The sequence below is a fragment of the Bacillus paramobilis genome (genome assembly GCF_038096195.1).
Lineage (GTDB): Bacteria > Bacillota > Bacilli > Bacillales > Bacillaceae_G > Bacillus_A > Bacillus_A mobilis.
On sequence record NZ_CP151108.1, the window covers coordinates 2,361,008 to 2,384,642 of the forward strand.

Genomic DNA, 23,635 nt, shown 5'->3' on the forward strand with positions numbered 1-23,635 from the left:
AGGCCCTCTACAAAAATAATCGGTTTTTTAGTTGAATTGAATTATTAAATTTAACTATACACGAGTGTATTAAATATGTAATTGTGGATTCTCTTCATATAAACTATTCACATACTGTTTTAAATTCTTGATGAATAATAAAATATCTTCACTAGGCATTCTAGCATGTAGAAGATGAAATATGTTTCCTTTCCCAACTTTAAATTCATCTGAGGTCAAAGTAATAGGGATATTTTTAAAGATATGCCATGGGAAATATAAGTGTACAAAGGTTTCTCTAAAATATATACCTGATTGACAAATTAATACTCCATCAGATCCTTTCCCAATATTCCCAAGGACAGATGTATCTAAAAAAGCGATGATCTGTTCTTCTTTTGGAACAATAAATCGTGCCTCAATTGCTATTAACTTTTTGTCTGAAATATGAGTATCTACAAATAATCCGTTATCAGATTCTAATAATTCATTATGCGTTTCAAATAATGAGCAAATTGATTTTATCTCATCCATTTTGATAACTGGATGTATATCATGTTGTTTTGAATTTTGGAATGAATTCGTAAGAGCTATAAGTAATTCTTTAAATAACAGTGGGGGATAATCACTCCCGTTAATATTGAAACTTTTTTGTGCATCAAAAGATAAGAAACCATCTTTATCAATTTCAATTTGTTGCACTTCATTTAATTGATCCCATTTCAAACTTCCTTTACCTAATAACCAATTTTTCCAGTATAAACCCGAACTCGTAAAGTAAACACCATACTTTCCAGATCCAAATAAATTACAACTTAAAAAAGCAATAATTTGATCATCCGTTGGTATAGAAAAGCGTTTCTGGGCAATTGATAAGAAATCTTTAGGGATTCTAGTAACATAAAATCTAGATTGCTGGTACTCTAAACAAATATCAGTTAAACGATTAATATCTATATTCATCTTAACCATTCTCCATTTCAAAGTTCGTTTCGATATATTAAATTATAAAGTTTTCAGGAAAATATTAACACTTAAATTTATCTTAAATGAAGTAAAGGATTTATAAAATAAATTTGTATTAGGCTAAAAGTATGATCTGTATGATTTATTTGGAGGAGTATAATCTTGTTAAGGTAATAAAAAGGTACATAAAACCAACACCTCCCAACCATACTAATAAAATGTGTTGGAGGTGAATGGTATGGACAATAAAGACTTTGAAAAAGTTTATAATGATTACTTACATCAAGGAGAAGAGCAAGCTCAATTTGAAGTAGACAATGAAGTTAATTCAGGAGCAGAACAAATTGTTGCCGTTCGTAAAAATGATGATGGTGATTTAGTAGCGTTTAAAACAAGTAGCGGGAGAGAGTTAGATTATATAACTGCTCTTGAAGAAGCAAAATCAGGGAAATTAGCTCATATAGACGTATTTCATAAGTATGGTAGAGATATTATACGTAGTGAACCGGATGGAATAAAAGAAAATAATTTAGATAATTTACCTTCATTTTAAACGGGTAAACCTCAAGAAGAGAATGTTCATTTGGGTATTCTCTTCTTTGTGTTGCGAAGTTTTCCTTGCGAAAAGAAGGTTCATCTTTAATGGGCGATCATACTTTTAAAGAGCGCTCTAAATTTCTCTTTATCTTCTGCTGTAAATGGTTTCGGTCCCTTTGTGCGCTTACCACTTTTTCGAACCATTGCACTTAAATATCGTGTTTGTAACAATTGTTCAATGTTATCATTCGTATACTTATAGCCTTTATGGTGTAGAACGATACAGCCTTTTGCTAATGCAAGCGAAGCAAGACCGTAATCTTGCGTTACGATTAAATCTTCTTTTTGAGCTAATTGCATAATGCGGTAATCTGCAGCATCTGCTCCAGAATCAACATAAATTGTTTCCACACCTTTAGGTTGCTCTGCATTAGAATAATGAGAAAAGCTAGTAACGAGGGTTACAGGGATTTCTGCATTCGTAGCCTCTAAAATAATCACATCTTTTACAGGACAAGCATCTGCATCAACGTAAATTTTCATTTTTATCACTCCTATGACTAGGTTCGAGTTGATAATAATGGTAGATTTAGGTTTTGTCAAACGAAAAAGCTTTATCTCATATTATTTTCCACAAACTAAAATAGCTTCTCGCAAACGAGAAATACCTTCCTCAATTTGATCAATATTCACTTTTCCATAAGATAAACGAATATAACCATCTTTTGCACCGAAAATACTACCGGGCATAAAGGCGATTTCTTGTTTTAAACTTTGCATAATAAGTTGTTTTTCGTTTATCGGTTCTTTTAGTTTCCCCCATATGTATATACCACCGGTCGGGTTTGAAAAAGAGATTTTATCGTGAAGTTGCTCGTTTAGGGCGCGAACGATAATGTCTCTTTTTTCTGCTAATTGTTTTCGTAACGGTACGATATGAGACTGAAATGGTACAGTTTCGAAAAATTGTTGCATAAGCCACTGCGGGAATATGCTCATTCCTAATTCCATTTGGTGCCTTGCATCAGATAACCTTTCTACTACAGACTGCGGGGCGACAAGCCAGCCGACTCGTAAGCCTGGTGCAATCATTTTAGATAAGGAATGTACATAAATGACTGTTCCATTTTCATCAATTGATTTCAAAGTAGGACAAGGTTGTTTTTTTTCTAGCGTAAGTAAACTAGAAGGATCATCTTCAACAATCGCAATTCGTAAGTCTGCGCAAAGTGATAATAGTTTTTTTCTACGGTTAGGATGAAGCATTGTGCCCGTAGGATTTTGGAAGTTTGGATTTAAAAAAATCATTTTAATACGATGCTTTCTATATAATTCTTGCACATCGTCTGGATTAATACCGTGTTCATCGACAGGTAACGGGAAAATACGGATACCTGCTGATTGGAATAACGGTAAGGAATAACAGTGTGAAGGGCTTTCGAAAGCAACTGCATCACCGGGATTTAATAAACATTGAACGATAAGGTGAAGTGCTTGCTGTGCGCCAGATGTAATCATTATGGATTGTTCAGTCGCTTCAACTTTTAAATATTCTTTCATATATTTTACGACCGCTTGTCTTAGCGGGAGATAGCCTTGCGGATGATCATAACTTAATGAATGCGTTAACGGTTGTTCTCGTAAAATTGTCTGTAGTTGATCGTGAGGATAAAGGTTACAACCGAGCTCGCCGTTTGCGAAATCAATGATATTTTCATTTTGTTGTACTTCTGCCCGAATATGGCGAAGTAACGGTAAGTTTGGTAAAAAAGTACCACCTTCTACGAAATTTCTCCAGTTCGGCGTTAATGTTGGAGAAACGCCCCACATATGTGTACTTACACGTGTCCCTTTACCAGTCGTACTTTCCACAATCCCCATAGCACGTAGTTCATTATAAGCAGTCGTTACCGTACTTCGGTTTACATTTAACTGCGTAGCTAATTTCCGTTCGGAAGGGAGGAAGCTTCCAGGAGGAAGTTCTCCGTATGTAATACGTTTCTCAATAAAGTCAACTACTTGCTGATAAATTGGGATTTTACTGTCGTTATCTAGCTTCCATTCCATACAAACGCCTCCGCATCTCTTATATACATTAAGTATAACAAATTGGCTGGGCAAAAAAACAGCCAATTGGACGGTGTTATATCCAGCCAATTTTACTATGCTAAATATGGAAGGGGAGATTCGGATGAAACGATGGCAAATGGAATGGCTCCTAGTATCAGTAGCATTAGTATGGGGAGCAAATTATACAATTGGAAAGTATGGTGTGGCATATATGTCATCCATTCAATTTAATAGTTTACGATTTTTAGTAGCATCACCGGTATTATTACTTATTACATTTATGATGGAACGCTCATTACGTATTGAAAGAAAAGATTGGTTACGATTAGTAGCAGTCGGTATCGTTGGTACGGCAATGTATCAAACGATGTTTATGCTATCTGTGAAATATACTTCAGCAACGAACGCCTCATTATTAATTGCGATGTCACCTATATTTACAGGGATATTAGCAGTATTACACAAACAAGAACGTTTTTCGATGAAAGTACAAATTGGTTCAATAGTAGCGTTTATTGGTGCAGCATTCGTTTTATTAACAGGACATACAGGAGGAGCTACTTACGAGTATGCGTGGCTTGGGAATATAATTGGATTAGTCGCAGCAATTGCGTGGGGATGGTATCCAATTTTAGCGCAACCTCTTATTACAAAATACTCCGCAATGAGAGTCACATCATGGTCTACTTTAATTGGAATTGTACCACTAGTTATATACTGTTTATTCAACGTAAATACTTTAACGTGGCCAGTAGATACGCCAAGCTGGGGATCACTAGCATATTCAATCATCTTTGCAACCATCTTCGGACTAGCAATGTGGTATGTCGGTATTAGTCAAATAGGCTCAACAAAAGTAATGGTTTATATGTATCTCGTACCATTATTCGCAGTTATCTTTGCGGCAGTAACAATTGGGGAGCAAATTAATATGATGCAACTCGTTGGCGGACTTATTATTTTCATTGGCTTATATGTTGTAAAAAAAGGTGGAATGAAAAAGCCTGCTCTCAATTTGAAAAAAGTAAGTTAGTAGTAAAAATGATCTCCTTCATATAGAAGGAGATCATTTTTTATTTCGTAATAACAGCGCTTGTTCAACAGCCCATTTTTGATGGTCATGAATGAGAAGCTCTACAGTATGTAAAGGAGACATCCACCTTAGAACATGATCCTCCTCACAATTTTCAGTTTGTTTCTGCACCATGTTCGCAATATAAAAGAAACCATCATTCAAATAATATGTATCTTCCTTTTCTGCATAAAAATATCGTGCGGCATTACCGATATATTGATCAATTTCAATTGTCCATCCTAATTCCTCTAGTAGTTCACGGTGCAAAGATTCTTCTTTTGTTTCATTACCTTCCATACCGCCACCTGGTAAAAAATAACGGTCTCCTTTTTGGATAACAGCAATCATTGAAGAAGATGAATGGAAAATAATCGCATAACAACTAGGTCTTAATACATAATGAACAGTAGATTTTTTCGAGCCAAATGTAAGTTTCGAAATCATAAAACACGACCTTTCTCTATAAAATACATAAAAGGGATATTAAGGTAAATGAAGAATGATATAAGTATAATCTTAATAGATGGGAGTGGTAACAACATGATAAATCGAAAATGTTCAAGATGTAAAGAAATAACGGGTACAATACATGGGGGTAAAAAAATTAAGGAAGAATTTTTATGTGAAGACTGTTTGCAAAAAGGAATTGAGAGTGGAGAAATCGAATTATCACAAGTGGAGGAAGAACAAAATTCATATCTTTCTATAAAAATATTAAAAATAATGAGTGTAATTTATTTGATAGGATCAATTTTAATGGCTTTTTCAACCGGTCCATTTATACATAATATGGGGTTTGATGAAATGTCCATTTCAGGATCAGAATTAGGTCTAATAAGTATAGTTATGCTAGGTTCTATATTCCAGTCTGTTCTTGTATTTTGCGGGATTTGGGTATTCATTCTCTTGGTAGAAACTGTAATTAAAATTTATGAAAAAATGAAGTGAGTGAGAGGGAGAAATATATGCGAGTAAGAAACATCCAAGGGGAAGATTATGTAAAGATTCATTCTGTTTTAAATGATTGGTGGGGCGGAAGAGATATGACTGCTATGTTGCCAAAACTGTTTTTTGTTCACTTTCAAGAAACGAGTTTTATCATTGAAGAAGAGGGCGAAACGTTAGGTTTCTTATGCGGATTTTTTTCACAAACATATAAAGATGAAGCATACGTTCATTTTATCGGTGTAAATCCGAAGTATAGAAGAAGAGGAATCGCATCGACATTGTATTCTTATTTCTTTGATGTCGCTCGTGCAAATAATCGTAAAGTGGTAAAAGCAATTACGTCACCGATTAACAAAAGGTCGATACAGTTTCATCAAGAAATTGGTTTTCAAATTGAGGCCGGGGATGATGAGATAGAGGGTGTATCGGTACATACAAATTATGATGGGAACGGCGGTAGTAGAGTTTTGTTTTTGAAAAATGTGTAAAAGTAGGCTAGCTTAACGTTAGCCTTTTTGTTGTGAGGAGATAAAAATATGGAGAGTAAACAAAGTAGAAACGAGTACTTACGACGCATTTATAAAGTGCAAGATTATATAGAATCACACATAAATGATTCACTTTCAATTGAAGAGTTAGCGGATGTAGCAGGATTTTCAAAGTTTCATTTTCATCGGATTTTTAAGGGGATAGTAGACGAGCCATTATCACGGTATGTAAACAGATTGAAGTTAGAAAGGGCAACGCATCTACTTACATATCGTACAGATATGACGATTACAAATATTGCGTATCACTTTGGGTTCACCGATTCAGCAGTTTTCTCCCGTACATTTAAAAGTCATTACGGAATAAGTCCATCTCAATATCGAAACGATAATAGCAAGAATTGCAAAGACGTAAGGAAATCTTCTCAATACAATGAGTGTAAGAAGGTTCGAGGAAATGTTGAAATTGTAACAGCGGACGATATACAAGTCGCATACATAAGGCATATCGGTACATATGAAGAGTTAACGATAGCTTTTCCAAAAATGATAGAGAAATTATTTCATTACGCAGCGAAGGAAAAATGTCATGTATTTGAGGATACGAAAGTATTAACCATTTACCACGATCATCATGAATTTACAGAAGAAAATCATTTAAGAACGAGTCTTTGTATAACAATTCCGAATGATTCCGCAGTAGAAACGAACGACATTGGAATAATGGTAATACCTTCTGGAAAGTATGCGGTAGGTCATTTTGAAATATTCCAAGATGAATATAAAGGAGCATGGGATTTCTTATACGGTGAGTGGCTTCCAAATAGCGGATATAAACCGAGAGATTCGTATCCTTTTGAAATGTATAAAAATGACCCAAGGCAGCACCCGGAAAATAGACATATAGTTGATATATTTGTACCTATCGAACCTTTTTAATTATGGGCTAAAGGGGAATGAATAATGAAAACTGCTGAAAAGTTAGATCTGATTATAAAAGAAGAGTATAAAAATATTAATGGGATGTTAGTAGTACAAAAAGGGGATTTGATTTTTGAAAAATATTATAACGGTCATGATCCAGATGATGCATTTCATATAGCGTCAGTCACAAAAACGATAATTTCTGCGTTGATTGGACTATGTGTAGATAAAGGCTATATACAAAGTATTGATCAAAAAGTAATGGAATTTTTCCCGGAATATAACATTAATTCATCTGAAATAACAGTACGACATCTTCTTACGATGACAGTTCCACATCCATTCGTAGACTGGCAGGAACCGTTAGAAGAACTATGTACACAACAAGATTGGATACAATATAAGTTAAATAGGATAGGGAACGGCGGAGAAATTGGACATTTTAAATATTCATCCGCAGGAGCTCATTTGTTATCAGCAATCATAATGAGCGTAACAGGAAAAAATGCACGTGAATTTGCTAATGAATACTTATTTCAGCCACTCGGCATGAGCGGAATTCCAAACTACAATATGAAAGCATTTGGATTTGATGACTTATTCGGAAAAGATGTAAAGGGATGGGTTCACGATCCAAATGGTAATTCGACAGGCGGTTGGGGACTTACGTTAACAGTTAAAGATATGGCTAAGTTTGGACAGTTGTATTTGAATGAAGGTATTCATAATGGAAAACAAATATTATCAAAATCATGGATAAAAGAATCGATAGAAATGAACCAAAATCAATATGGTTACTTATGGTGGTTACGAGAAGAGGCTGGAATCTTTTCATACTGTGCAATGGGTGATGGTGGGAATGTGATTTGCTGCGTACCAGAGAAGGAACTGGTGGTGGCGATTGCTTCTGAAGTCATACCGAATGCAGAGGATAGATGGAAGTTAATTAGAGAGTGCATACTTCCTTATTTAAAAGATTAATATAGTTATTTTTATAAAAACAAGAATGAAAGGTTTAGTTAAACTTGTTTTGTTCTTCATGTTAGAAAAAAGTGTTGTATTAACTAAGATTAGGAAACTTCAACACCTATACGATTATTGAATAGGTGTTGAAGTACTTTATAATTTGTTTAGGTACTATTAACTTTTCGATGTATTAGATACATCATGCCAAACACAATTGCCAGCAAGATAAATTTAAGTAATTCCATTAGGCTAATATCCCATTTTGTTTCTACTCCATCTGTTAAATAAAATACATTGAACATGCCATGTAAAATTGCAGGTGTTATCACAGAATGGCTATACTCTCGCGTATACGTCAAAATTATAGATAATATAAATAATAAAGAGAGATAACTTAATATTCCTACAACCTGAAACCCATAATTTTTATAAAAGATTGATACTGGTAAATGCCATAAAGACCAAAGCGATGCAGTAATGATTGCTGTTTGTTTTAAAGAATATTTTTTTCGTAAATGGTAATGAAAATTTCCACGCCATATGATTTCTTCTAAAAATGCAGACAAAGCAGCAATTGTAAGACCAATGAGTAGGAGAAATCCTAATTCATTATAATGATTAAATAAGAATTTTATATTATAAATATAAAAATAGAAATGCAGACATAGACCTAGAAGTATTGGGAATAAAATGGAGAAAATTAATGTTTTTATTTTTGGACGTGAAATTCCAAATGTATGAACTAGTTTTTGTTTCTTATATAATTTCTGATATAAAATAGCAGCTAAAAGCGGAACAACCATCGTAAATCCTAAATAGTTACGACCATTTTCTATGTTCAGTAAGATGATATAAATAAGCGATGAGAGAAGATATATACATAATGTTGAATGATAAATTATGTTTCTATTAATATTTTTCACCTACCTAAGTATATATAAGTGATTAATCAAATATCCGATATTTTAATTATATATGAAATGGAAATTACATATGTTGAACTTGTAGAAAAAGTTAGACCAACCCCGTAACTTTTTACAACAAAAAATCGTTTAACAAAAGAAAGAATTTTCAATTACGAATGGGGGAGAACCATGAAGATTTTAATTCTAGGTGGTACACGTTTTTTAGGAAGAGCTTTTGTAGAAGAGGCTTTAAAAAGAGGGTATGAAGTTACATTATTTAATCGCGGAACACATAAAGAAATTTTTCCTGAAGTAGAGCAGTTAATCGGTGACAGAAATAATGATGTTTCAAGTTTAGAAAATCGCAAATGGGACGTTGTCATAGATACGTGTGGATTTTCTCCGCATCATATTAGAAATGTTGGAGAAGCATTACACAATAATATAAAGCATTATATATTCATTTCAAGTCTTTCCGTTTATAAAGATTGGATTCCGTATCATATAAAAGAAGATTATATATTACAAGCTGAACCTACGGGTGATCAAATAAAGGCTGTGGAGAATGGTGAAGGTTCTCCTTATGAGTATTACGGTGCGCTGAAAGTATTGTGTGAAAAGGAAGCAGAGAAGTATTGGCCGGGGCGTGTTTTACACGTAAGAGCAGGACTTCTTTCTGGTATGTTTGATTATACAGACCGGCTTCCATACTGGATTGGGCGTGTAGCAAAGGGAGGGAAAGTGTTAGTTCCAGGAAGAAAAGACCGTCCAGTGCAGATAGTTGATATAAAAGACGTTGCAAACTGGGGACTAAACATGGCAGAAAACAATAAAGCAGGTACATTCAATGTTACAGGTCCAAACTATGAATTGACGATGGAAGAGCTATTAAATACGTGTAAAAAGGTTACGGATAGTGATGCTGCATTCGTTTGGGTAGATGAATCGTTTATGAATGAAAATAAAGTGCAGCCTTGGACAGAGATGCCACTATGGCTTCCTGAAGCTTTTTCATTAGAAGGTGAGACGAAGCCGTGGAAAGGTGGTTTTTCTATTAGTATTGAAAGCGCTGTGAAAGAAGGACTTACGTTTAGAAGGTTAGAACATACAGTTACAGATGTGTATGAGTGGATGAAGAGTGTGGACGAATGGGAATTAAAAGCAGGTATTTCAGGCGAGAGGGAGAAAGATTTGATAGAAAAGTGGTATCAATCAATTTAGGGAATCCTCTTTGTCTATACTTGATTGAACATAAGTGATGGAAGGATAAAAAGCTATGTGGAAAATCACCATTCGTAGTATTTCACAAAACTTAAGTTTCAAAAATCCAGCTACAAAGAATGAACTCGCTGAAGTTCACAAAAATTTGCAGGTGGAATTACCGAATGATTTATATCAATTATTACAGGAAACAAACGGTGTACAAGGTGAGTATGGGGACTTTATATGGTCTGCTTCAAAAATTAAAACTGAAAATATGAATATGAGAAATATAGTTGATTTCAAGGATTTATATATGCCTTTTGACTGTTTATTATTTTTTGCTGATAGCGGAAATGGTGATTTGTTTGGTTATTCCATTTTGAACGGAATCGTGCAAAGAGATGATATATATGTATGGAATCATGAAAATGATAGTAGAACTTGGGTTGCTCCTTCGTTAGAAACTTTCATGAAGTGGTGGGAAAGTGGGAAGATAACTATTTAAACATAGTGTCATGAAAAACGCCTTGTTACGAAAGAAACAAGGCGTTTTTGGCAATTAACAAATCTACCACTCTATCGATTCTTCCCCATACATGTCCCATAACTTAGGAAACATCTTTTTTAATCCTTCTTCGTCATCTTCATTCCAGTCTAACTTGATATCAACTTCCTCAGATTGTTCTTCTGTTTCAAACTCTTTTGCTTTCACACTACCAGCTGTGCCAATTTCTCCGTAAAACACAACGTAGTCTTTATACCGCATTAGATAGCAGTAAGACCTCCACCTCAAAATCGAGCAAATACGAGGAAGACCCGTATAAATAAGTTGTATGAATTACATTTATTATTAGATTGTGTTTGTGACTATATTTTGGAAATTTTCTGTTGATTTAAAATGTACGATAGTATATATTGTATATAAAGTATATATACAATATTTTTAAAAAGAGGTACTTGCATGCAAATCGTTATTACGAACACTTCAAAGGAACCTATTTATGAACAAATTGGTGTCCAAATAAAAAAACTTATTTTACTAGGTGATTTAAAGCAAGGAGATGCTCTTCCTTCAATGCGTCAGTTAGCAAAAGATTTAAGAGTAAGTATTATTACAACGAAAAGAGCATATGAAGAACTGGAAAAAGACGGTTTTATTTATTCAATTGTCGGAAGGGGGTCCTTTGTAGCAGAACAAAACATTGAAACTATGAAAGAAAAAAAATTAAAGACAGTTGAGAAAAAGTTGTGTGAAGCGATTCAAAATGCTAAACAAATGGATGTTTCTTTAAATGATCTAAAAGAAATGCTTACAATTTTATACGAGGAGGAAAACTCTTGGAAAACGTAATAGAACTTCAAAATGTCAGTAAATCTTTTAAAGGATTTCAAATTGAAAATTTTTCGTTGGAAGTAAAAAAAGGGTTTGTTACGGGTTTTATTGGGGGAAATGGATCAGGTAAATCTACAACGATTAAAATGATTATGAATCTAATGAACCCGGATAGTGGAAATGTCTCCTTATTTGGCATGAACTATTCGACTGATGCGAAGCGAATTAAAGAAAGAATTGGTTTCGTTTATGACGATAACGTGTTTTATGATGAACTCACATTAAAGGAAATTACTAAAATTATTGCGCCTGCTTATAAAAAATGGGATTTTAACCAATTTACATATTATAAAGATTTGTTCGAATTACCATTAAATAAAAAAATGAAAACATTCTCCAAAGGAATGAAAATGAAAGCCTCTCTTGCAATTGCCCTTTCACATCATGCTGAACTAATTATTATGGATGAGCCTACTTCCGGACTCGATCCGGTATTTAGAAGAGAATTATTGGATGTTTTACAAAATATTATGCAGGATGGTGAGAAAACTATCTTTTTCTCATCTCATATTACAACGGATTTAGACCGCATTGCCGATTATATTACATTTATTCAAAATGGGAAGCATATTTTTACAAAAGATATTTATGCCATTGCAGAAGATTATATTTTGGTCAAAGGACCACTAGATATGTTAGATTTTGATACTGAGCGTGAATTTATATCAGTATGTAAGGCAAATACAGGTTTCGAGGGATTGATTGAAAATGTAAATTCTATCGAAACTTTATTTAATAAAGAAGTTGTGATTGAAAAACCAAGTTTAGAGGATATTATGTATTTCATGAAAAAGGGGGAGTCAAGATGCTTAATTTAATTAAAAAGGATTTGATTTTACAAAAAACTTTTTTACCTGCTTATCTCTTATTTCTAGTTACCTATTTGTGGGCCGGCATGGATGTAGCATATGTCATAATCATTTGTAGTGCCGTTTTTGTAATTAACACATATCAATCTGATGATAAAGATAATGCTAATATTTTAGTAAACTCATTACCGTATACTAGGAAGGAAATTATAAGTTCAAAATACGTTGGAACCTTATTTTTTACAGTAGTAATCATCCCATTTTGTTTAGTTGGAAAATATTTCATTTTAGACAGCATGGAATTTCAACTTTCCTTAGAAAGTTACATCCTAGGCTTCTTGGCAGTCATGCTGATTACTGCATTTTACATCCCATTTTTTGTTGCATTTAAAGTGAAAACACTTGTACCAGTTTTTATATTTTTATCTATTGGAGTTATATATTTAATGCGAAATACTCCATATTTATTAAATAAATATGCTAATGGCGTACTGACCTTTTTAAAAGAGATTTCAGATTTGAAATTATTTCTTATATTTGCTGTCATAGCAGTGGGGTGCTATGGGGTTTCATGGATATTATCTATTCGTATCTATCAGAACAAGGCTCTTTAATAGCAAGTTCTAAAAGGAGGATCATTTAAATGACATCAAAAAAAGGGCGTCCTATTCGAATACGAAATTGGCTGAAAACTCTTGGAGCATTTTTCGTTATGCAACTAATTTTTATCATCCTTGATATGAATTCGTGGATACCGAACTTCAAGGAAGGAGGAGTTGGGGAGCGTCTCGTTAATTCAGAGTTCTTTACGGGATGGTTCGCGCCTTATAAAACAAAGCAATTTAACGTATTAACGGTAGTTATGGCTATTTTATTATTCCTAAATGTATTAACAAGTGCAATAAAAGACGCTTTTTCTAGAAAAAGAATTAATTAGCACATAAGTTGACCTTGCGTCTTTTTTAATAATGTCTTAACAATATTTAAAAACAACAGGGGAAAGATAAAAACGCCACTTATTGAAGTTTCACTCTATCTTTCACAACGATTTTTCAAAACTTATTTGATTTCTCAGTTTGCTGGATTAATAACGTTTCCATTCGTACCTCCATAATGTTTTTCTAGTATGCCCTGTGATTATATTATATATATACCTGTAATGATAAAGGATAAGTCTAATTGTCGGAAAGTTCAAAACTTATTGAATGGAATAGAAAAATTTAGTAATCTTATTTGTACAGCACATACATAATAGTTTTATAGCAATTTTTAAATGAAATATAGGGGGCAATAGTATGGATCTAACATTTAAAGTGGAGGAAACATGTTTTAATTACCGAGTCGGAGCAATTTGTAAACATGATAATAAAATACTCATTCTGCAAGGTGACGGTGAAGATTTTTGGTATGTACCAGGCGGAAGAGTGAAAATGCTAGAAAATAGTGAAGATGCATTAAAGCGAGAGCTTGCTGAAGAGTTAGCGGTTCCTATTGAGGTGAAGAGATTAATATGGTCGGTAGAAAATTTCTTTACACTTTCTAAACGAAAGTTTCATGAAATTAGTTTTTATTATGAAGTAGAGCTGGAACAATTACCTGCAAATGGAGCAGAGCAATATACTTTGGAAGAAGAAGGTAGAACATATTTCTTTAAGTGGGTGCCGGTAGACGAGTTAGATACATATAACTTACAGCCAGCGTTTATAAAAGAGAAAGTAAAGGATGTATTAGTTCATACAGAACATATCGTTTTACAAAAGTAAATGTATGCGGAGGGGAAAAGGTGAAGGGGACTAAAAAAGAAATTCTTATAGAAGGAAAAGTAATTCCGTATACACATATTGAAAAAGGTTCTAATACAGTTTGTTTTATGTTCTCAGGTTCAGGATACAATTACGATAAACCGTTATTCTATTATGCGACGATGCTTATGCTTGAAAATAAAATAGATGTAGTACATATTCATTATTCTTATGACGAACAAGTAATGAATAAACCGATGGAAGAAGTAACAAAAATAATTATGGATGATATTAATCCTTTAATGAAGGAAGTATTAAAAGGTGAGCAATACAATTATACGATGTTTTTAGGGAAGTCACTCGGAACAATTCCGATTGCAAATGATTTAATGAAGAGGGAAGAATACTTACAATCAAACATGATATTATTTACACCATTACTAACTTTTGATTCCATTTTTGATTCGATCCTACATAGTCATCACGAAGGGCTTTTAGTAATTGGAGATAAAGATCACCAATATAATGCAGATCAAATCGAACAGTTACATAAGACGAATTTACAAATTGAAGTTGTCAAAAATGCAAATCATTCTTTAAATGTTGGAGAATTTGAAACAGAGAATTCAATTGAAGCGATAGCGAAAATAATAGGAAAACTTAAAGAAGTTGTTAGGACAAACTAACCTATCAATACATGCAAAAAGAGGTGCAATTTGCACCTCTTTTACTTTAATAAGCCTTCAAAACATGGAGCAAATAATCCTTACGATTCAGCGGATTATAGTCAACGCGTTTTCGAATAGGAAAGGGACCCGTCAGTTTTATAAAACCAGCTGGCTTCGTTGTAAATATACCTTCTCCTTCAGTGAATGAATGAAGCATTCGTTTAAAATTCTCTGTTTTCGCAACAGGTAATGAGCCTGTTAAATGGTAGGAGTCATTATTGAATATCGGCTTGCTAAAAGTTGCTGGAATAGCAGCTAGTTTATACATTGCAGTACTAATTGTATGTTCCGGTACAGTTAATTCAAATTCGTTTACAGGTTCATATACACATGTTTCAGCTTGCTTTAAAGCATTCATTAAAACGAGTGGTGTTAAGTTTCTAAAGTCACTCGCTGTAGTAACAGGACTAGCATAACCTGTATGGGTTAACGTGACGATAATGTCCGTAACTTCCCATCCGTACAAACCTTGATTTAACGTTTGAAATACAGTATCTTCAATCGCTTTATGAAATGCTAAAGGCAATGATCCAAGTTCAACGCCTAAGTTATATGTTATGCCAGAGTTAAGCTCACCACGTTTGATTTTAAAACCAATTGTTGCGTAAAATGGATTCGCTTTTTCGCCCATTACTTCAACGCTATTCCCTATGCCAATGGGTTTCTCAATACATACGACACGCGTATTTGAGAAAGTAACTTGCAAATTATATTTCTCAAAAAGAGTTGTTTCAATTACCTCTTTTTGTACTTCACCGAAAAGGCGAATATATAGTTCATTATGAACATCATCTTTCCACACTTTAATGAGCGGATCTTCTTCACATAGCTCCATAAGCGCAGCGTATAGATCATGGATTCGTTCTTTTGGTAATGCTTCAATAACAGCTTCCATTTGTGGTTCGGCAAAGTGAATGTCTCTTATATAATGAGTCCGTTCACCGATAATATCACCAATTTTAATATCATTCAGTCCCCACACTTTGGAAAATTCTCCGCTAGGAACGATAGAAGCTTGAACAGCACCTCCGTTATGAAATACACATAATTTCTTAATCTTTTCTTTATGTGCTAGGGCTTCACTACGTTGTATATAAACATATTTTCTAACATGTAAACGACCAGAAAAAACTCTTATATATGCAATCTTTTCCCCAGAAGGTTCACGTTCAATTTTAAAAACAACACCGGATAATATTTCATGTTCTGCCGGATTTTTAGCTGGAATTAAGTCTGAAATATTTTCGAGCAGTTCAGTTACTCCCATACCTGTCATAGCTGAACCGAAAAAGATAGGGAACACATTTGCTTGCGTTATTTGTTTAATGAGTTCTTCTCTTAATAGTGTGTCCGGTACAATTTCGTTATTTACGTATGACTCAAGTAAAGATTCATTATATGGTGCTAGCAGTTCTATACAATCGTCATATGATTTGTATGCAATGATACGGGCTTCTTTCGTTCCTTCGTTTAGGGCAGAGTAGAAGGGGAATGCTTCATTTGAAAGAATCTCTTTTATTTGCTTCATAACTTTTTCAGTATTTGCACCGCTACGATCAATTTTATTTACGAATAATATTGTTGGTATGTTTAGTTTCTGTAATGTCCGCATTAAAATTTTTGTTTGTGCTTGCACACCTTCAACAGCAGAAATAACTAAGATTGCACCGTCTAGAACGCGGAATGATCGCTCCACTTCAGCGATAAAATCAGCGTGTCCAGGTGTATCTATAACATTTACTTTTAAGTCATTGATACAGAAAGAAACGACAGATGCTTTAATCGTAATTCCGCGCTGTCTTTCTAAATCCATTGAGTCAGTTTGCGTATTACCACTATCTACTCGGCCAATTTCATTAATCACATTCGTTTCATAAAGAATACGCTCAGTCAAACTCGTCTTGCCAGCGTCTACGTGCGCCACAATCCCTATATTTATTGTTGTCATATGTGAATATCCTCATTTCATTTTCCATTTTTAATTCCTCATTTCTATTTGTGTATTGCCGCATTACAATCACTCTCCAGTCATTTGAATTAGTACTATTATAGTGCAATTAACATTATTTGTAACGCGACAAAGCGCCTTAATTTGGAAAAATATAAATGAAAACAAAATGCTTGCATTCTAAATCGATATAGATTATATTAATTGACATATCAACTATTGATACATCAAACATATTTGTTTTGTATGTAAAGGAGGGGTAGTTTGACAAGTTCATGCTCAAAAGAAGCGATTATTTTATATAAATTACACTTTCTAAATAAAGAAGTAAGTTCGAAGTTTGAAGGGTGTACGGGTATGAGCCAGTCTCGATTAGAGCTTATACTTCAGTTATATGAAGTAGGTGAAATAAGTCAAAAAGCACTTCAACAAGAAGTGAATATTGACAATGCTGCGATTACAAGACATTTAAAGCAGCTAGAGGCAAATGAAATGATAGTAAGACGTAAAAATCCAGACGATAACAGAATTACGTTAGTGTCTCTTACTGAAGAGGGACGAAATAAAATTCAGGCGTTTCAAGAGGAAAAAGAACGTTTTGCAGCTTCAGCATTTAAAGGATTAAGTGAAGAACAGCGCGATAATCTTTTAAATGTGTTAAATCACATTCAAGAAAATATAAAAGAACTTTAAAAAAGGGAGAATACAACTATGACTAACTCAGTAAAAACAAATGATTTTAACGAAATTTTAACAGGACGCCGTTCAATTCGTAAGTACGATCCTTCCGTGAAAATTAGCAAAGAAGAAATGACAGAAATTCTTACAGAAGCAACACTTGCGCCATCTTCAGTAAACATGCAACCATGGAGATTTTTAGTGATTGAAAGTGACGAAGCGAAAGCAACACTTGCGCCACTTGCGAAATTTAATCAATCTCAAGTAGAAACATCTTCAGCGATGATTGCTGTATTTGGTGATTTAAACAACTTTGATAACGCAGAAGAAATTTACGGTACAGCAGTAGAGCGCGGTTTAATGCCAGCTGAAGTAAAAGAAGATCAAATGAAAAAACTTTCAGGTTACTTCTCAATGGTTACACCAGACGTAATGAAAGATACAGTACTAATTGACGGTGGTCTTGTAGCAATGCAATTTATGCTAGCAGCTCGTGCTCACGGTTATGACACTTGCCCAATTGGTGGATTTGAAAAAGACCAAATCGCAGAAGCATTCGGATTAGATAAAGAACGTCACGTACCAGTAATGTTAATTTCAATCGGAAAAGCTGCTGACAGTGGTTACCAATCCGTACGCCTTCCAATTGAAAAAGTTGCTGAGTGGAAGTAATTTTATAAATACAGAAATAAGTGAGATATGAGAGGGGAAACACCATGATTATTATTCACGCAATATTTCAAGTAGATCCAGCAAAACAACAATCATTTTTAGAAGAAATTCGTCCGCTCATTCATAGTTCAAGAGAAGAAAGTGGAAATGTATCTTATGACCTTTATAAAGATACAGAAAAAGAAAATGTATATACGATGGTAGAAGTATGGAAAGATGCAGAGGCAGTTGCGAGTCATAATACGAGTGAACACTTCACATCTTTCGTTAGTAAAGTAAAACAATTTTTAACTGCTCCTCTTGATATAAAAGCTTATAATGGAGAGTTAGTAAAATAATATAATAAAAAAGATGACTTTAGCTTATAGTGCTAGGGTCATCTTTTTTATTTTGACAGGAATATATTTACTTTTACCGTGATGTGTTATAATTTGGAAAATAATAATTCTTAATTTTCTGAATAATGGAAAGTGGGAGATAAATAGATGAACACATTAAAGAAAATCACTAATAATATTTCGAAAGTTATTATAGGAAAAGATGAATCGATAGAACTTGCAGCCATAGCTCTCATAGCAAAAGGACATATTTTATTAGAAGATGTACCGGGGACAGGAAAAACAACATTAGCGAAAAGTTTGGCTAAAAGCGTGGACGCAAAATTTCAAAGAATACAATTTACAGCGGATACTTTGCCCGGAGATGTTATTGGTCTTGAATATTTTAATGTGAAGGAATCGGATTTTAAAACAAGGTTAGGGCCTATTTTTGCAAATATAGTATTAGTGGATGAAATTAATCGTGCTGTACCGAGAACGCAATCTTCGTTACTCGAAGTTATGGAAGAGCGTACTGTTACAATTGCGAAACAGACACATTTATTACCAGAACCTTTTTTAGTTATTGCAACGCAAAATCCCCTTGAATCGGCCGGTACATTTCCTTTACCTGATGCTCAACTAGACCGTTTTTTACTAACTATACGTCAAGGTTATCCTACGAGAGAAGCTGAAAAGGAAATGATGAATCGGTTTCAAATGAATGATCCGTTAGAAACATTACACTCTATTATTTCAAGTGAAGAAATTATTATGATGCAAAAACGTGCAAGAGAAGTGTTAGTAGGAAATGATGTGCAAGATTATCTTCTTGAAATTATAGAAGCTACGCGTATACATGAGTTAATTGAAATTGGTGTAAGCCCGCGGGGGACGTTGGCATTTATGAGAGCGATTCAAGCGCGGGCTATATTAAATGAAAGAGATTACTGTACGCCAGATGATATTAAGACGCTCGCAGCATCCATTTGTGCTCATCGTTTAACGTTAACGATTGAGGGGGAGATGAAAACGACGAAAGAACAAATCATGAAAGAAATTCTTCATAGAATTAATGTGCCAATGGAGAATATACGATGAATCAACAGCTTGTGTATACACCTTTAGCGGAGCCTTTCGTAATGGGAGTTATGTCAGTTGTAGCCGTTATTTTATGTGTATTTTCAAGTAATCTACTGTTTTTATCTCTCGTATTTTTGTATGTAATTTTAATAGGTGCGATGCATGTGTACATACGTAAAGTATCTCGTGTTGAATGGGAATATAGTCAAGGGAATTCAAACGTTTTTATAGGTGAAGCGAATGTGTGCAAAATGAAAATTTCAAACAAGTCGTTATTTCCTATTTTTAATATCGTATTTCGATTTAAATGTGAAAATAAGCTGACTTGGAATCATGATGAAATAAACAAAAATCATAGTACAGGTTCAAATTATTATATGAATTTTAATATAAAAGGAAGAGAGTCAGTTTCATTTGATTTGCAAGCTGTAGCTGTAAAAAGAGGAATTGCGAAATGGGAAGAAGTTGAAATTGTCATTACGGATCCCTTTGGATTCATAACGAACCATATAACATATAAACAAGTTGAAACGCCGTCCTATTTAGTTTTACCAGCTGTTCCGAAAATGCAAGTTCCTGAATTACAAGAATGGTCACGAGGATTTCGAAAAGCGATGTCATCACCCTTATATGATGAAACGAAAGTAATGGGAGTGAAGTTGTATGAAAATGAAGATTTTCGTTCCATCCACTGGAGTGCAACAGCGAAAACAGGGACAATAACCGCGAAAAAGTACGAGCGAACACAATCAGATAAATATGCGATATTTCTCAACTTGCAAAATAAAAGTGGAATTTCTTTGAGAAATGATACAGAGGAACTCATTGAATTAACGGCAGGCATATGTAAACAACTGCTCATGCAAAACTGTTCATTTGAAGTTTGGATCAATAGCGTAAAAGATAATGGATTGTTGCATATAAAGAACGGTCATAACCGGAAACATTTGCAAAATGTATTAAAAGTACTTGCCGCGATATCGGACCAAGATACTCCTGTATCTTCTACTTATTTTTACACAGCAGGTTTTCGTCGTAAAGAATTGGATGCAGTTCCTTTAATTCTGGGTACTTCCCCAAGGAAATACAGCAGAACAAATAAATGGGTTGTAATTAAAGAATAAGAAGGGGTTTATATCATGGCTAATAAAGGGCGACATATGCAAGTGAAGTTGTGGAGTGTTAGAGTATTAATACTACTTTTCTTTACGGTTAGTGCGATAACGTTATCACAAGGTGTTGTGCATGTACAAGACATAGTAAAAGGGCTTTTTTCTAGTAAGACGGAGACAATATCGGAAAGAAATTATGATTTTACTAGTGTAGACGCACAGTTTGATGAACCTGAAAGAATTATAGATGAAGAAACAGGAGTTGTAGATACAAGAACAAAAATAGATAGGAAAATTCCACTTTTTGTACGAAAAAATTCATGGACTGATGTGTTTTCTGTTCTTTCAAATTCATGGATTAGTGTCGTTTTTTATGTAATTATTGCATTGGTCATTCTATATGCTTTTTATAAATTAATGAGGAAAAAGGTAACAAAATCAAAAATAGAACAGGATAACCAATCGATAACAAAGGAAAATACGGATAGAACCGAAAAGAACAAGAAAGTGAAGCACCAGTTTGAACAGCCGTTACCTAAAGATACGATAAGGAAAACGTTAGTTGAATGGGAAAGAACTTTACCATTTCACGAACAGAGAAGGACATATGAAACGATGCAACAATGGTTAAGTAGAATTTGTAGAACGCGAGATATTATTCCGATATATGAGTCTGTCCGATATGGAGAAAAGACGTATACGGAGTTAGATGTAGAGAAGACTGTACGATGGATAGAGCGAGACGGGAAAGGGTGACGTTAATATAAGTAAATAAAATTAACTGTAAATTAATTTTATTTACTTATATTTAATTACGTGGTAATGTATACTTACTTTTATATATATCTACCAATGGAAAAAGGTTCCCTTAGTAGAGTATAGCTCGTTAAATTTTTTATGAGATTATCTATGTTTCATTAATATAGAATGAAACGTAGATGTAATAGAAATAAGCTAATAACGAGTAGCATGTAAATAATAAATTATTATTTATTTTTAAATTCTTGTAAGGGTGTGAAAATAGAATGAAACCAGTATTGAAAAACATACTCCTTTCCTTTGTTTTTTCTGCAGCAGGGATGTGTTGGCTTCTGTTTCTATTAGTTAGTGGAGGCGGAGATTGGTTATTGTCTTGGGTAGGTGTATTAATGGCATTTATATCTTTATACACGATAATAGATTTATATTGTAAGTATACATATGATAAAAAATTAAGTAAATTGTTTATCAAAGCAACAGTTACTACCTTTAGTTTTGCAGTGTTGGGAATCACCTTTGGTATTGTACACGAGCTATTACAGCCATGGAGTCTCAGTTTAATGGTTTGGTATTGGTTGTTAGTGTTACTTTTATTTGTAACGACCATAATATTATTAGTTTTTCTAGTATTTGTTAATCGTAAAAATCATAATATTACTGGGATATATAGAATACTTATACTGCTCAATCTTTTTCTTACGTTAGGACCAGTACTGTGGCCATTACTTCTTACTATAATAGGAAATGGTATGAACGCTAGCGCAGGATGGTAAAAGTTAATAGAGTGCTTAAAAGAACGTGTTTATAAATGAAAACACGTTCTTTTTTATTTCCATACATAATTTTTTCTCATCTGGTCGCCAAATTTTGAACGTAAGTATTTCGTAAGGAATGGATAAGAAAAAAGAGAGTTTTATCATATAGGATGAAAGTATAGCTTGAATCAATACGATATGAATAGAGGAGGGAAAGCCTTATGAAAAAATGTTATTCCATTAAGTTAGCAAGTTTGGCAGTTTTATTAGCGGGTACTACTTTATTCACACCAGGTTTTACTGTAAAAGCAGAGTCTACTCAAAATATTTCTAATTCGTCAGAAGCACATGATCAAAAGAATCGGAATGGTTGGAAACGAGTCATGCAGGAAACAATCCAAGTTGGAGCGCCAGGGGTATTAGCTAAGACATCTAATAACGGAAAAATTAGTAGTTATACTGCTGGTGTCGCGGATTTAAATAGTAAGAAACCAATGAAATCGGATTATCGCTTTCGGATTGGTAGCGTGACAAAGACTTTTACTGCTACGACTGTTCTTCAATTAGTAGGAGAAAATCGTGTGCAGCTTGACGATTCGATTGAAAAGTGGCTGCCCGGCCTCATTCAAGGAAATGGGTATGATGGCAATCGAATTACGATACGTCAACTTTTGAATCATACGAGTGGTATAGCTGATTATTTAAAGTCAAAAGACGCTGATATTATGAATTCGAAAAAAACGTATACAGCAGAAGAAATAGTAAAGATAGGACTTGCTCTACCTCCAGATTTTTCGCCAGGTAAAGGTTGGTCGTATTCAAACACAGGATACGTAATACTAGGAATGCTTATTGAAAAAATAACGGGTAATAGTTACGCAGAAGAAATCAAAAAGCGCATTATTGAACCTTTGGATCTATCAAATACGTTTTTACCAGGGAATTCGCCCGTTATTCCAGGTAAGAATCATGCCCGTGGATATATGAAAATTGATGAAAAAAGTGAATTGAAAGATATGACGTATTATAATCCGAGTTTAGCTAATGCAGCTGGAGATATGATTTCTAATGCGGACGATTTAAATAAGTTCTTTTCATCCTTACTCGGTGGTAAGTTACTGAAGGAACATGAGCTAAAAGAAATGCTTACTACAGTTCCTGTAGAAGGAAAAGGGGTTGGTGATGGATATGGTCTTGGAATCTATGAGACTAAACTTCCAAATGGTGTCTCAGTATGGGGTCACGGAGGATCAATTCCTGGGTTTATGACTTTTGCTGGTGGAGTAATTGGAGGCAAGCATACATTTGCTGTCAATGTGAACTCTTTAGGTCCGGTTGATATTCTTACACAGTTTAATAAAATGATGCAAATTGAATTTAAGAAATAAATGAATAGAATGCAAATAGGCTCCTGCTTTAAAGGACAGTATTAGCATTCCTAATTCCTAGTATGACATCAAGTGTATTTCAATGGTATAGTTTAGTATAAAAAAGGATGTCGGTTACACGACATCCTTTTTTTATTGAGAATCAAAGAAGTATGTTTTGAATTTTGAAAATTGTTATTTTAAAAATTAT

The 23,635-nt window shown here is 33.9% G+C and carries 29 protein-coding genes; 22 read left to right on the plus strand and 7 right to left on the minus strand.

Annotated features, from left to right (window positions below; all coding sequences use genetic code 11):
- Nucleotides 1-69: 69 nt before the first annotated feature.
- Entirely contained in the window at nucleotides 70-942 is an 873-nt protein-coding gene (locus AABL52_RS12170) for a hypothetical protein (protein WP_341519513.1), read from the minus strand.
- A gap of 241 nt (nucleotides 943-1,183) precedes the next feature.
- Here AABL52_RS12170 and AABL52_RS12175 point away from each other — a divergent pair, with 241 nt between their 5' ends.
- Nucleotides 1,184-1,498, plus strand: coding sequence for a DUF3892 domain-containing protein (locus AABL52_RS12175; RefSeq protein WP_341519514.1), 315 nt, complete (start codon nucleotides 1,184-1,186; stop codon nucleotides 1,496-1,498).
- Between the two features lie 86 nt (nucleotides 1,499-1,584).
- Here AABL52_RS12175 and AABL52_RS12180 read toward each other — a convergent pair whose 3' ends face one another.
- Nucleotides 1,585-2,025: a YaiI/YqxD family protein gene (locus AABL52_RS12180; protein ID WP_341519515.1), complete on the minus strand. Its 441-nt coding sequence runs from the start codon at nucleotides 2,023-2,025 to the stop codon at nucleotides 1,585-1,587.
- Between the two features lie 81 nt (nucleotides 2,026-2,106).
- On the minus strand, nucleotides 2,107-3,549 hold the full coding sequence (locus tag AABL52_RS12185) for a PLP-dependent aminotransferase family protein (protein WP_341519516.1): 1,443 nt from the start codon (nucleotides 3,547-3,549) through the stop codon (nucleotides 2,107-2,109).
- A 124-nt stretch (nucleotides 3,550-3,673) separates the two neighbouring features.
- Between AABL52_RS12185 and AABL52_RS12190 the strand changes: the two genes are divergently transcribed.
- Nucleotides 3,674-4,585 carry a DMT family transporter gene (locus tag AABL52_RS12190; protein WP_000832980.1) on the plus strand — a complete coding sequence of 304 codons (912 nt, stop codon included), beginning with the start codon at nucleotides 3,674-3,676 and terminating at the stop codon, nucleotides 4,583-4,585.
- Between the two features lie 33 nt (nucleotides 4,586-4,618).
- On the opposite strand, the gene AABL52_RS12195 is transcribed toward AABL52_RS12190, so the two are convergent.
- Nucleotides 4,619-5,071, minus strand: a complete 453-nt coding sequence (locus AABL52_RS12195) for an NUDIX hydrolase (RefSeq protein WP_341519517.1) — start codon at nucleotides 5,069-5,071, stop codon at nucleotides 4,619-4,621.
- Nucleotides 5,072-5,167: 96 nt separating this feature from the next.
- Here AABL52_RS12195 and AABL52_RS12200 point away from each other — a divergent pair, with 96 nt between their 5' ends.
- Genes AABL52_RS12200 through AABL52_RS12215 form a run of 4 tightly spaced genes read left to right on the plus strand, consistent with a single transcriptional unit; the run spans nucleotide 5,168 to nucleotide 7,968 of the window.
- Nucleotides 5,168-5,575 carry a DUF3980 domain-containing protein gene (locus tag AABL52_RS12200; protein ID WP_087956256.1) on the plus strand — a complete coding sequence of 136 codons (408 nt, stop codon included), beginning with the start codon at nucleotides 5,168-5,170 and terminating at the stop codon, nucleotides 5,573-5,575.
- 17 nt (nucleotides 5,576-5,592) lie between these two features.
- Nucleotides 5,593-6,063: a GNAT family N-acetyltransferase gene (locus AABL52_RS12205; protein WP_144649390.1), complete on the plus strand. Its 471-nt coding sequence runs from the start codon at nucleotides 5,593-5,595 to the stop codon at nucleotides 6,061-6,063.
- A 48-nt stretch (nucleotides 6,064-6,111) separates the two neighbouring features.
- Complete coding sequence (locus AABL52_RS12210; RefSeq protein WP_341519518.1) at nucleotides 6,112-7,002, plus strand: AraC family transcriptional regulator; 891 nt, start codon at nucleotides 6,112-6,114, stop codon at nucleotides 7,000-7,002.
- Between the two features lie 24 nt (nucleotides 7,003-7,026).
- Nucleotides 7,027-7,968: a serine hydrolase domain-containing protein gene (locus tag AABL52_RS12215; RefSeq protein WP_341519519.1), complete on the plus strand. Its 942-nt coding sequence runs from the start codon at nucleotides 7,027-7,029 to the stop codon at nucleotides 7,966-7,968.
- Between the two features lie 149 nt (nucleotides 7,969-8,117).
- On the opposite strand, the gene AABL52_RS12220 is transcribed toward AABL52_RS12215, so the two are convergent.
- Nucleotides 8,118-8,876: a CPBP family intramembrane glutamic endopeptidase gene (locus AABL52_RS12220; RefSeq protein ID WP_341519520.1), complete on the minus strand. Its 759-nt coding sequence runs from the start codon at nucleotides 8,874-8,876 to the stop codon at nucleotides 8,118-8,120.
- A gap of 171 nt (nucleotides 8,877-9,047) precedes the next feature.
- Here AABL52_RS12220 and AABL52_RS12225 point away from each other — a divergent pair, with 171 nt between their 5' ends.
- Together AABL52_RS12225 and AABL52_RS12230 are read left to right on the plus strand one after the other, a co-directional pair.
- Entirely contained in the window at nucleotides 9,048-10,079 is a 1,032-nt protein-coding gene (locus tag AABL52_RS12225; RefSeq protein WP_341519521.1) for an SDR family oxidoreductase, read from the plus strand.
- A 55-nt stretch (nucleotides 10,080-10,134) separates the two neighbouring features.
- Nucleotides 10,135-10,566: an SMI1/KNR4 family protein gene (locus tag AABL52_RS12230; RefSeq protein ID WP_341519522.1), complete on the plus strand. Its 432-nt coding sequence runs from the start codon at nucleotides 10,135-10,137 to the stop codon at nucleotides 10,564-10,566.
- Nucleotides 10,567-10,629: 63 nt separating this feature from the next.
- Here AABL52_RS12230 and AABL52_RS12235 read toward each other — a convergent pair whose 3' ends face one another.
- The gene (locus AABL52_RS12235; RefSeq protein ID WP_070168923.1) at nucleotides 10,630-10,827 is read right to left on the minus strand and encodes a hypothetical protein; all 198 of its coding nucleotides are present in this window, start codon (nucleotides 10,825-10,827) and stop codon (nucleotides 10,630-10,632) included.
- 195 nt (nucleotides 10,828-11,022) lie between these two features.
- On the opposite strand from AABL52_RS12235, the gene AABL52_RS12240 reads away from it, so the two are divergent.
- The 6 genes from AABL52_RS12240 to AABL52_RS12265 all read left to right on the plus strand — a co-directional run bounded on the left by AABL52_RS12240 (nucleotide 11,023) and on the right by AABL52_RS12265 (nucleotide 14,691).
- On the plus strand, nucleotides 11,023-11,412 hold the full coding sequence (locus tag AABL52_RS12240) for a GntR family transcriptional regulator (protein ID WP_341519523.1): 390 nt from the start codon (nucleotides 11,023-11,025) through the stop codon (nucleotides 11,410-11,412).
- Nucleotides 11,400-12,272, plus strand: coding sequence for an ABC transporter ATP-binding protein (locus AABL52_RS12245; protein WP_098721172.1), 873 nt, complete (start codon nucleotides 11,400-11,402; stop codon nucleotides 12,270-12,272). Before AABL52_RS12240 ends, AABL52_RS12245 begins: the two co-directional genes overlap by 13 nt.
- Nucleotides 12,260-12,877, plus strand: coding sequence for an ABC-2 transporter permease (locus AABL52_RS12250; protein WP_341519524.1), 618 nt, complete (start codon nucleotides 12,260-12,262; stop codon nucleotides 12,875-12,877). The genes AABL52_RS12245 and AABL52_RS12250 overlap by 13 nt, the downstream gene beginning before the upstream one ends.
- A gap of 29 nt (nucleotides 12,878-12,906) precedes the next feature.
- Entirely contained in the window at nucleotides 12,907-13,200 is a 294-nt protein-coding gene (locus AABL52_RS12255) for a YfzA family protein (RefSeq protein WP_341519525.1), read from the plus strand.
- Between the two features lie 358 nt (nucleotides 13,201-13,558).
- Nucleotides 13,559-14,026 carry an NUDIX hydrolase gene (locus AABL52_RS12260; RefSeq protein ID WP_341519526.1) on the plus strand — a complete coding sequence of 156 codons (468 nt, stop codon included), beginning with the start codon at nucleotides 13,559-13,561 and terminating at the stop codon, nucleotides 14,024-14,026.
- Between the two features lie 20 nt (nucleotides 14,027-14,046).
- Complete coding sequence (locus AABL52_RS12265; RefSeq protein ID WP_341519527.1) at nucleotides 14,047-14,691, plus strand: alpha/beta family hydrolase; 645 nt, start codon at nucleotides 14,047-14,049, stop codon at nucleotides 14,689-14,691.
- A 46-nt stretch (nucleotides 14,692-14,737) separates the two neighbouring features.
- Here AABL52_RS12265 and AABL52_RS12270 read toward each other — a convergent pair whose 3' ends face one another.
- Nucleotides 14,738-16,681 carry a translation factor GTPase family protein gene (locus tag AABL52_RS12270; protein ID WP_341519528.1) on the minus strand — a complete coding sequence of 648 codons (1,944 nt, stop codon included), beginning with the start codon at nucleotides 16,679-16,681 and terminating at the stop codon, nucleotides 14,738-14,740.
- A 264-nt stretch (nucleotides 16,682-16,945) separates the two neighbouring features.
- Here AABL52_RS12270 and AABL52_RS12275 point away from each other — a divergent pair, with 264 nt between their 5' ends.
- The 8 genes from AABL52_RS12275 (at nucleotide 16,946) to AABL52_RS12310 (ending at nucleotide 23,445) form a co-directional block, all read left to right on the plus strand.
- Complete coding sequence (locus tag AABL52_RS12275; protein ID WP_061676916.1) at nucleotides 16,946-17,374, plus strand: MarR family winged helix-turn-helix transcriptional regulator; 429 nt, start codon at nucleotides 16,946-16,948, stop codon at nucleotides 17,372-17,374.
- Between the two features lie 18 nt (nucleotides 17,375-17,392).
- Entirely contained in the window at nucleotides 17,393-18,031 is a 639-nt protein-coding gene (locus AABL52_RS12280) for a nitroreductase family protein (RefSeq protein ID WP_000185376.1), read from the plus strand.
- 44 nt (nucleotides 18,032-18,075) lie between these two features.
- Nucleotides 18,076-18,369: a putative quinol monooxygenase gene (locus AABL52_RS12285; RefSeq protein WP_000583826.1), complete on the plus strand. Its 294-nt coding sequence runs from the start codon at nucleotides 18,076-18,078 to the stop codon at nucleotides 18,367-18,369.
- 147 nt (nucleotides 18,370-18,516) lie between these two features.
- Nucleotides 18,517-19,449, plus strand: a complete 933-nt coding sequence (locus AABL52_RS12290) for an AAA family ATPase (protein WP_341519529.1) — start codon at nucleotides 18,517-18,519, stop codon at nucleotides 19,447-19,449.
- The gene (locus tag AABL52_RS12295) at nucleotides 19,446-20,555 is read left to right on the plus strand and encodes a DUF58 domain-containing protein (protein WP_341519530.1); all 1,110 of its coding nucleotides are present in this window, start codon (nucleotides 19,446-19,448) and stop codon (nucleotides 20,553-20,555) included. Before AABL52_RS12290 ends, AABL52_RS12295 begins: the two co-directional genes overlap by 4 nt.
- Nucleotides 20,556-20,570: 15 nt before the next feature.
- Nucleotides 20,571-21,299 carry a signal peptidase II gene (locus tag AABL52_RS12300; protein ID WP_341519531.1) on the plus strand — a complete coding sequence of 243 codons (729 nt, stop codon included), beginning with the start codon at nucleotides 20,571-20,573 and terminating at the stop codon, nucleotides 21,297-21,299.
- 269 nt (nucleotides 21,300-21,568) lie between these two features.
- Nucleotides 21,569-22,075 carry a DUF3902 family protein gene (locus AABL52_RS12305; RefSeq protein WP_000805748.1) on the plus strand — a complete coding sequence of 169 codons (507 nt, stop codon included), beginning with the start codon at nucleotides 21,569-21,571 and terminating at the stop codon, nucleotides 22,073-22,075.
- A gap of 203 nt (nucleotides 22,076-22,278) precedes the next feature.
- The gene (locus AABL52_RS12310; protein ID WP_341519532.1) at nucleotides 22,279-23,445 is read left to right on the plus strand and encodes a serine hydrolase domain-containing protein; all 1,167 of its coding nucleotides are present in this window, start codon (nucleotides 22,279-22,281) and stop codon (nucleotides 23,443-23,445) included.
- Nucleotides 23,446-23,635 lie beyond the last annotated feature (190 nt).

Bases quoted from the DNA above. Each gene is read 5' to 3' on its own strand.
- AABL52_RS12170 (WP_341519513.1), bottom strand. From the start codon at position 942: ATGAATATAGATATTAATCGTTTAACTGATATTTGTTTAGAGTACCAG.
- AABL52_RS12175 (WP_341519514.1), top strand. From the start codon at position 1,184: ATGGACAATAAAGACTTTGAAAAAGTTTATAATGATTACTTACATCAA.
- AABL52_RS12180 (WP_341519515.1), bottom strand. From the start codon at position 2,025: ATGAAAATTTACGTTGATGCAGATGCTTGTCCTGTAAAAGATGTGATT.
- AABL52_RS12185 (WP_341519516.1), bottom strand. From the start codon at position 3,549: ATGGAATGGAAGCTAGATAACGACAGTAAAATCCCAATTTATCAGCAA.
- AABL52_RS12190 (WP_000832980.1), top strand. From the start codon at position 3,674: ATGAAACGATGGCAAATGGAATGGCTCCTAGTATCAGTAGCATTAGTA.
- AABL52_RS12195 (WP_341519517.1), bottom strand. From the start codon at position 5,071: ATGATTTCGAAACTTACATTTGGCTCGAAAAAATCTACTGTTCATTAT.
- AABL52_RS12200 (WP_087956256.1), top strand. From the start codon at position 5,168: ATGATAAATCGAAAATGTTCAAGATGTAAAGAAATAACGGGTACAATA.
- AABL52_RS12205 (WP_144649390.1), top strand. From the start codon at position 5,593: ATGCGAGTAAGAAACATCCAAGGGGAAGATTATGTAAAGATTCATTCT.
- AABL52_RS12210 (WP_341519518.1), top strand. From the start codon at position 6,112: ATGGAGAGTAAACAAAGTAGAAACGAGTACTTACGACGCATTTATAAA.
- AABL52_RS12215 (WP_341519519.1), top strand. From the start codon at position 7,027: ATGAAAACTGCTGAAAAGTTAGATCTGATTATAAAAGAAGAGTATAAA.
- AABL52_RS12225 (WP_341519521.1), top strand. From the start codon at position 9,048: ATGAAGATTTTAATTCTAGGTGGTACACGTTTTTTAGGAAGAGCTTTT.
- AABL52_RS12230 (WP_341519522.1), top strand. From the start codon at position 10,135: ATGTGGAAAATCACCATTCGTAGTATTTCACAAAACTTAAGTTTCAAA.
- AABL52_RS12235 (WP_070168923.1), bottom strand. From the start codon at position 10,827: ATGCGGTATAAAGACTACGTTGTGTTTTACGGAGAAATTGGCACAGCT.
- AABL52_RS12240 (WP_341519523.1), top strand. From the start codon at position 11,023: ATGCAAATCGTTATTACGAACACTTCAAAGGAACCTATTTATGAACAA.
- AABL52_RS12250 (WP_341519524.1), top strand. From the start codon at position 12,260: ATGCTTAATTTAATTAAAAAGGATTTGATTTTACAAAAAACTTTTTTA.
- AABL52_RS12255 (WP_341519525.1), top strand. From the start codon at position 12,907: ATGACATCAAAAAAAGGGCGTCCTATTCGAATACGAAATTGGCTGAAA.
- AABL52_RS12260 (WP_341519526.1), top strand. From the start codon at position 13,559: ATGGATCTAACATTTAAAGTGGAGGAAACATGTTTTAATTACCGAGTC.
- AABL52_RS12270 (WP_341519528.1), bottom strand. From the start codon at position 16,681: ATGACAACAATAAATATAGGGATTGTGGCGCACGTAGACGCTGGCAAG.
- AABL52_RS12280 (WP_000185376.1), top strand. From the start codon at position 17,393: ATGACTAACTCAGTAAAAACAAATGATTTTAACGAAATTTTAACAGGA.
- AABL52_RS12285 (WP_000583826.1), top strand. From the start codon at position 18,076: ATGATTATTATTCACGCAATATTTCAAGTAGATCCAGCAAAACAACAA.
- AABL52_RS12290 (WP_341519529.1), top strand. From the start codon at position 18,517: ATGAACACATTAAAGAAAATCACTAATAATATTTCGAAAGTTATTATA.
- AABL52_RS12295 (WP_341519530.1), top strand. From the start codon at position 19,446: ATGAATCAACAGCTTGTGTATACACCTTTAGCGGAGCCTTTCGTAATG.
- AABL52_RS12300 (WP_341519531.1), top strand. From the start codon at position 20,571: ATGGCTAATAAAGGGCGACATATGCAAGTGAAGTTGTGGAGTGTTAGA.
- AABL52_RS12305 (WP_000805748.1), top strand. From the start codon at position 21,569: ATGAAACCAGTATTGAAAAACATACTCCTTTCCTTTGTTTTTTCTGCA.
- AABL52_RS12310 (WP_341519532.1), top strand. From the start codon at position 22,279: ATGAAAAAATGTTATTCCATTAAGTTAGCAAGTTTGGCAGTTTTATTA.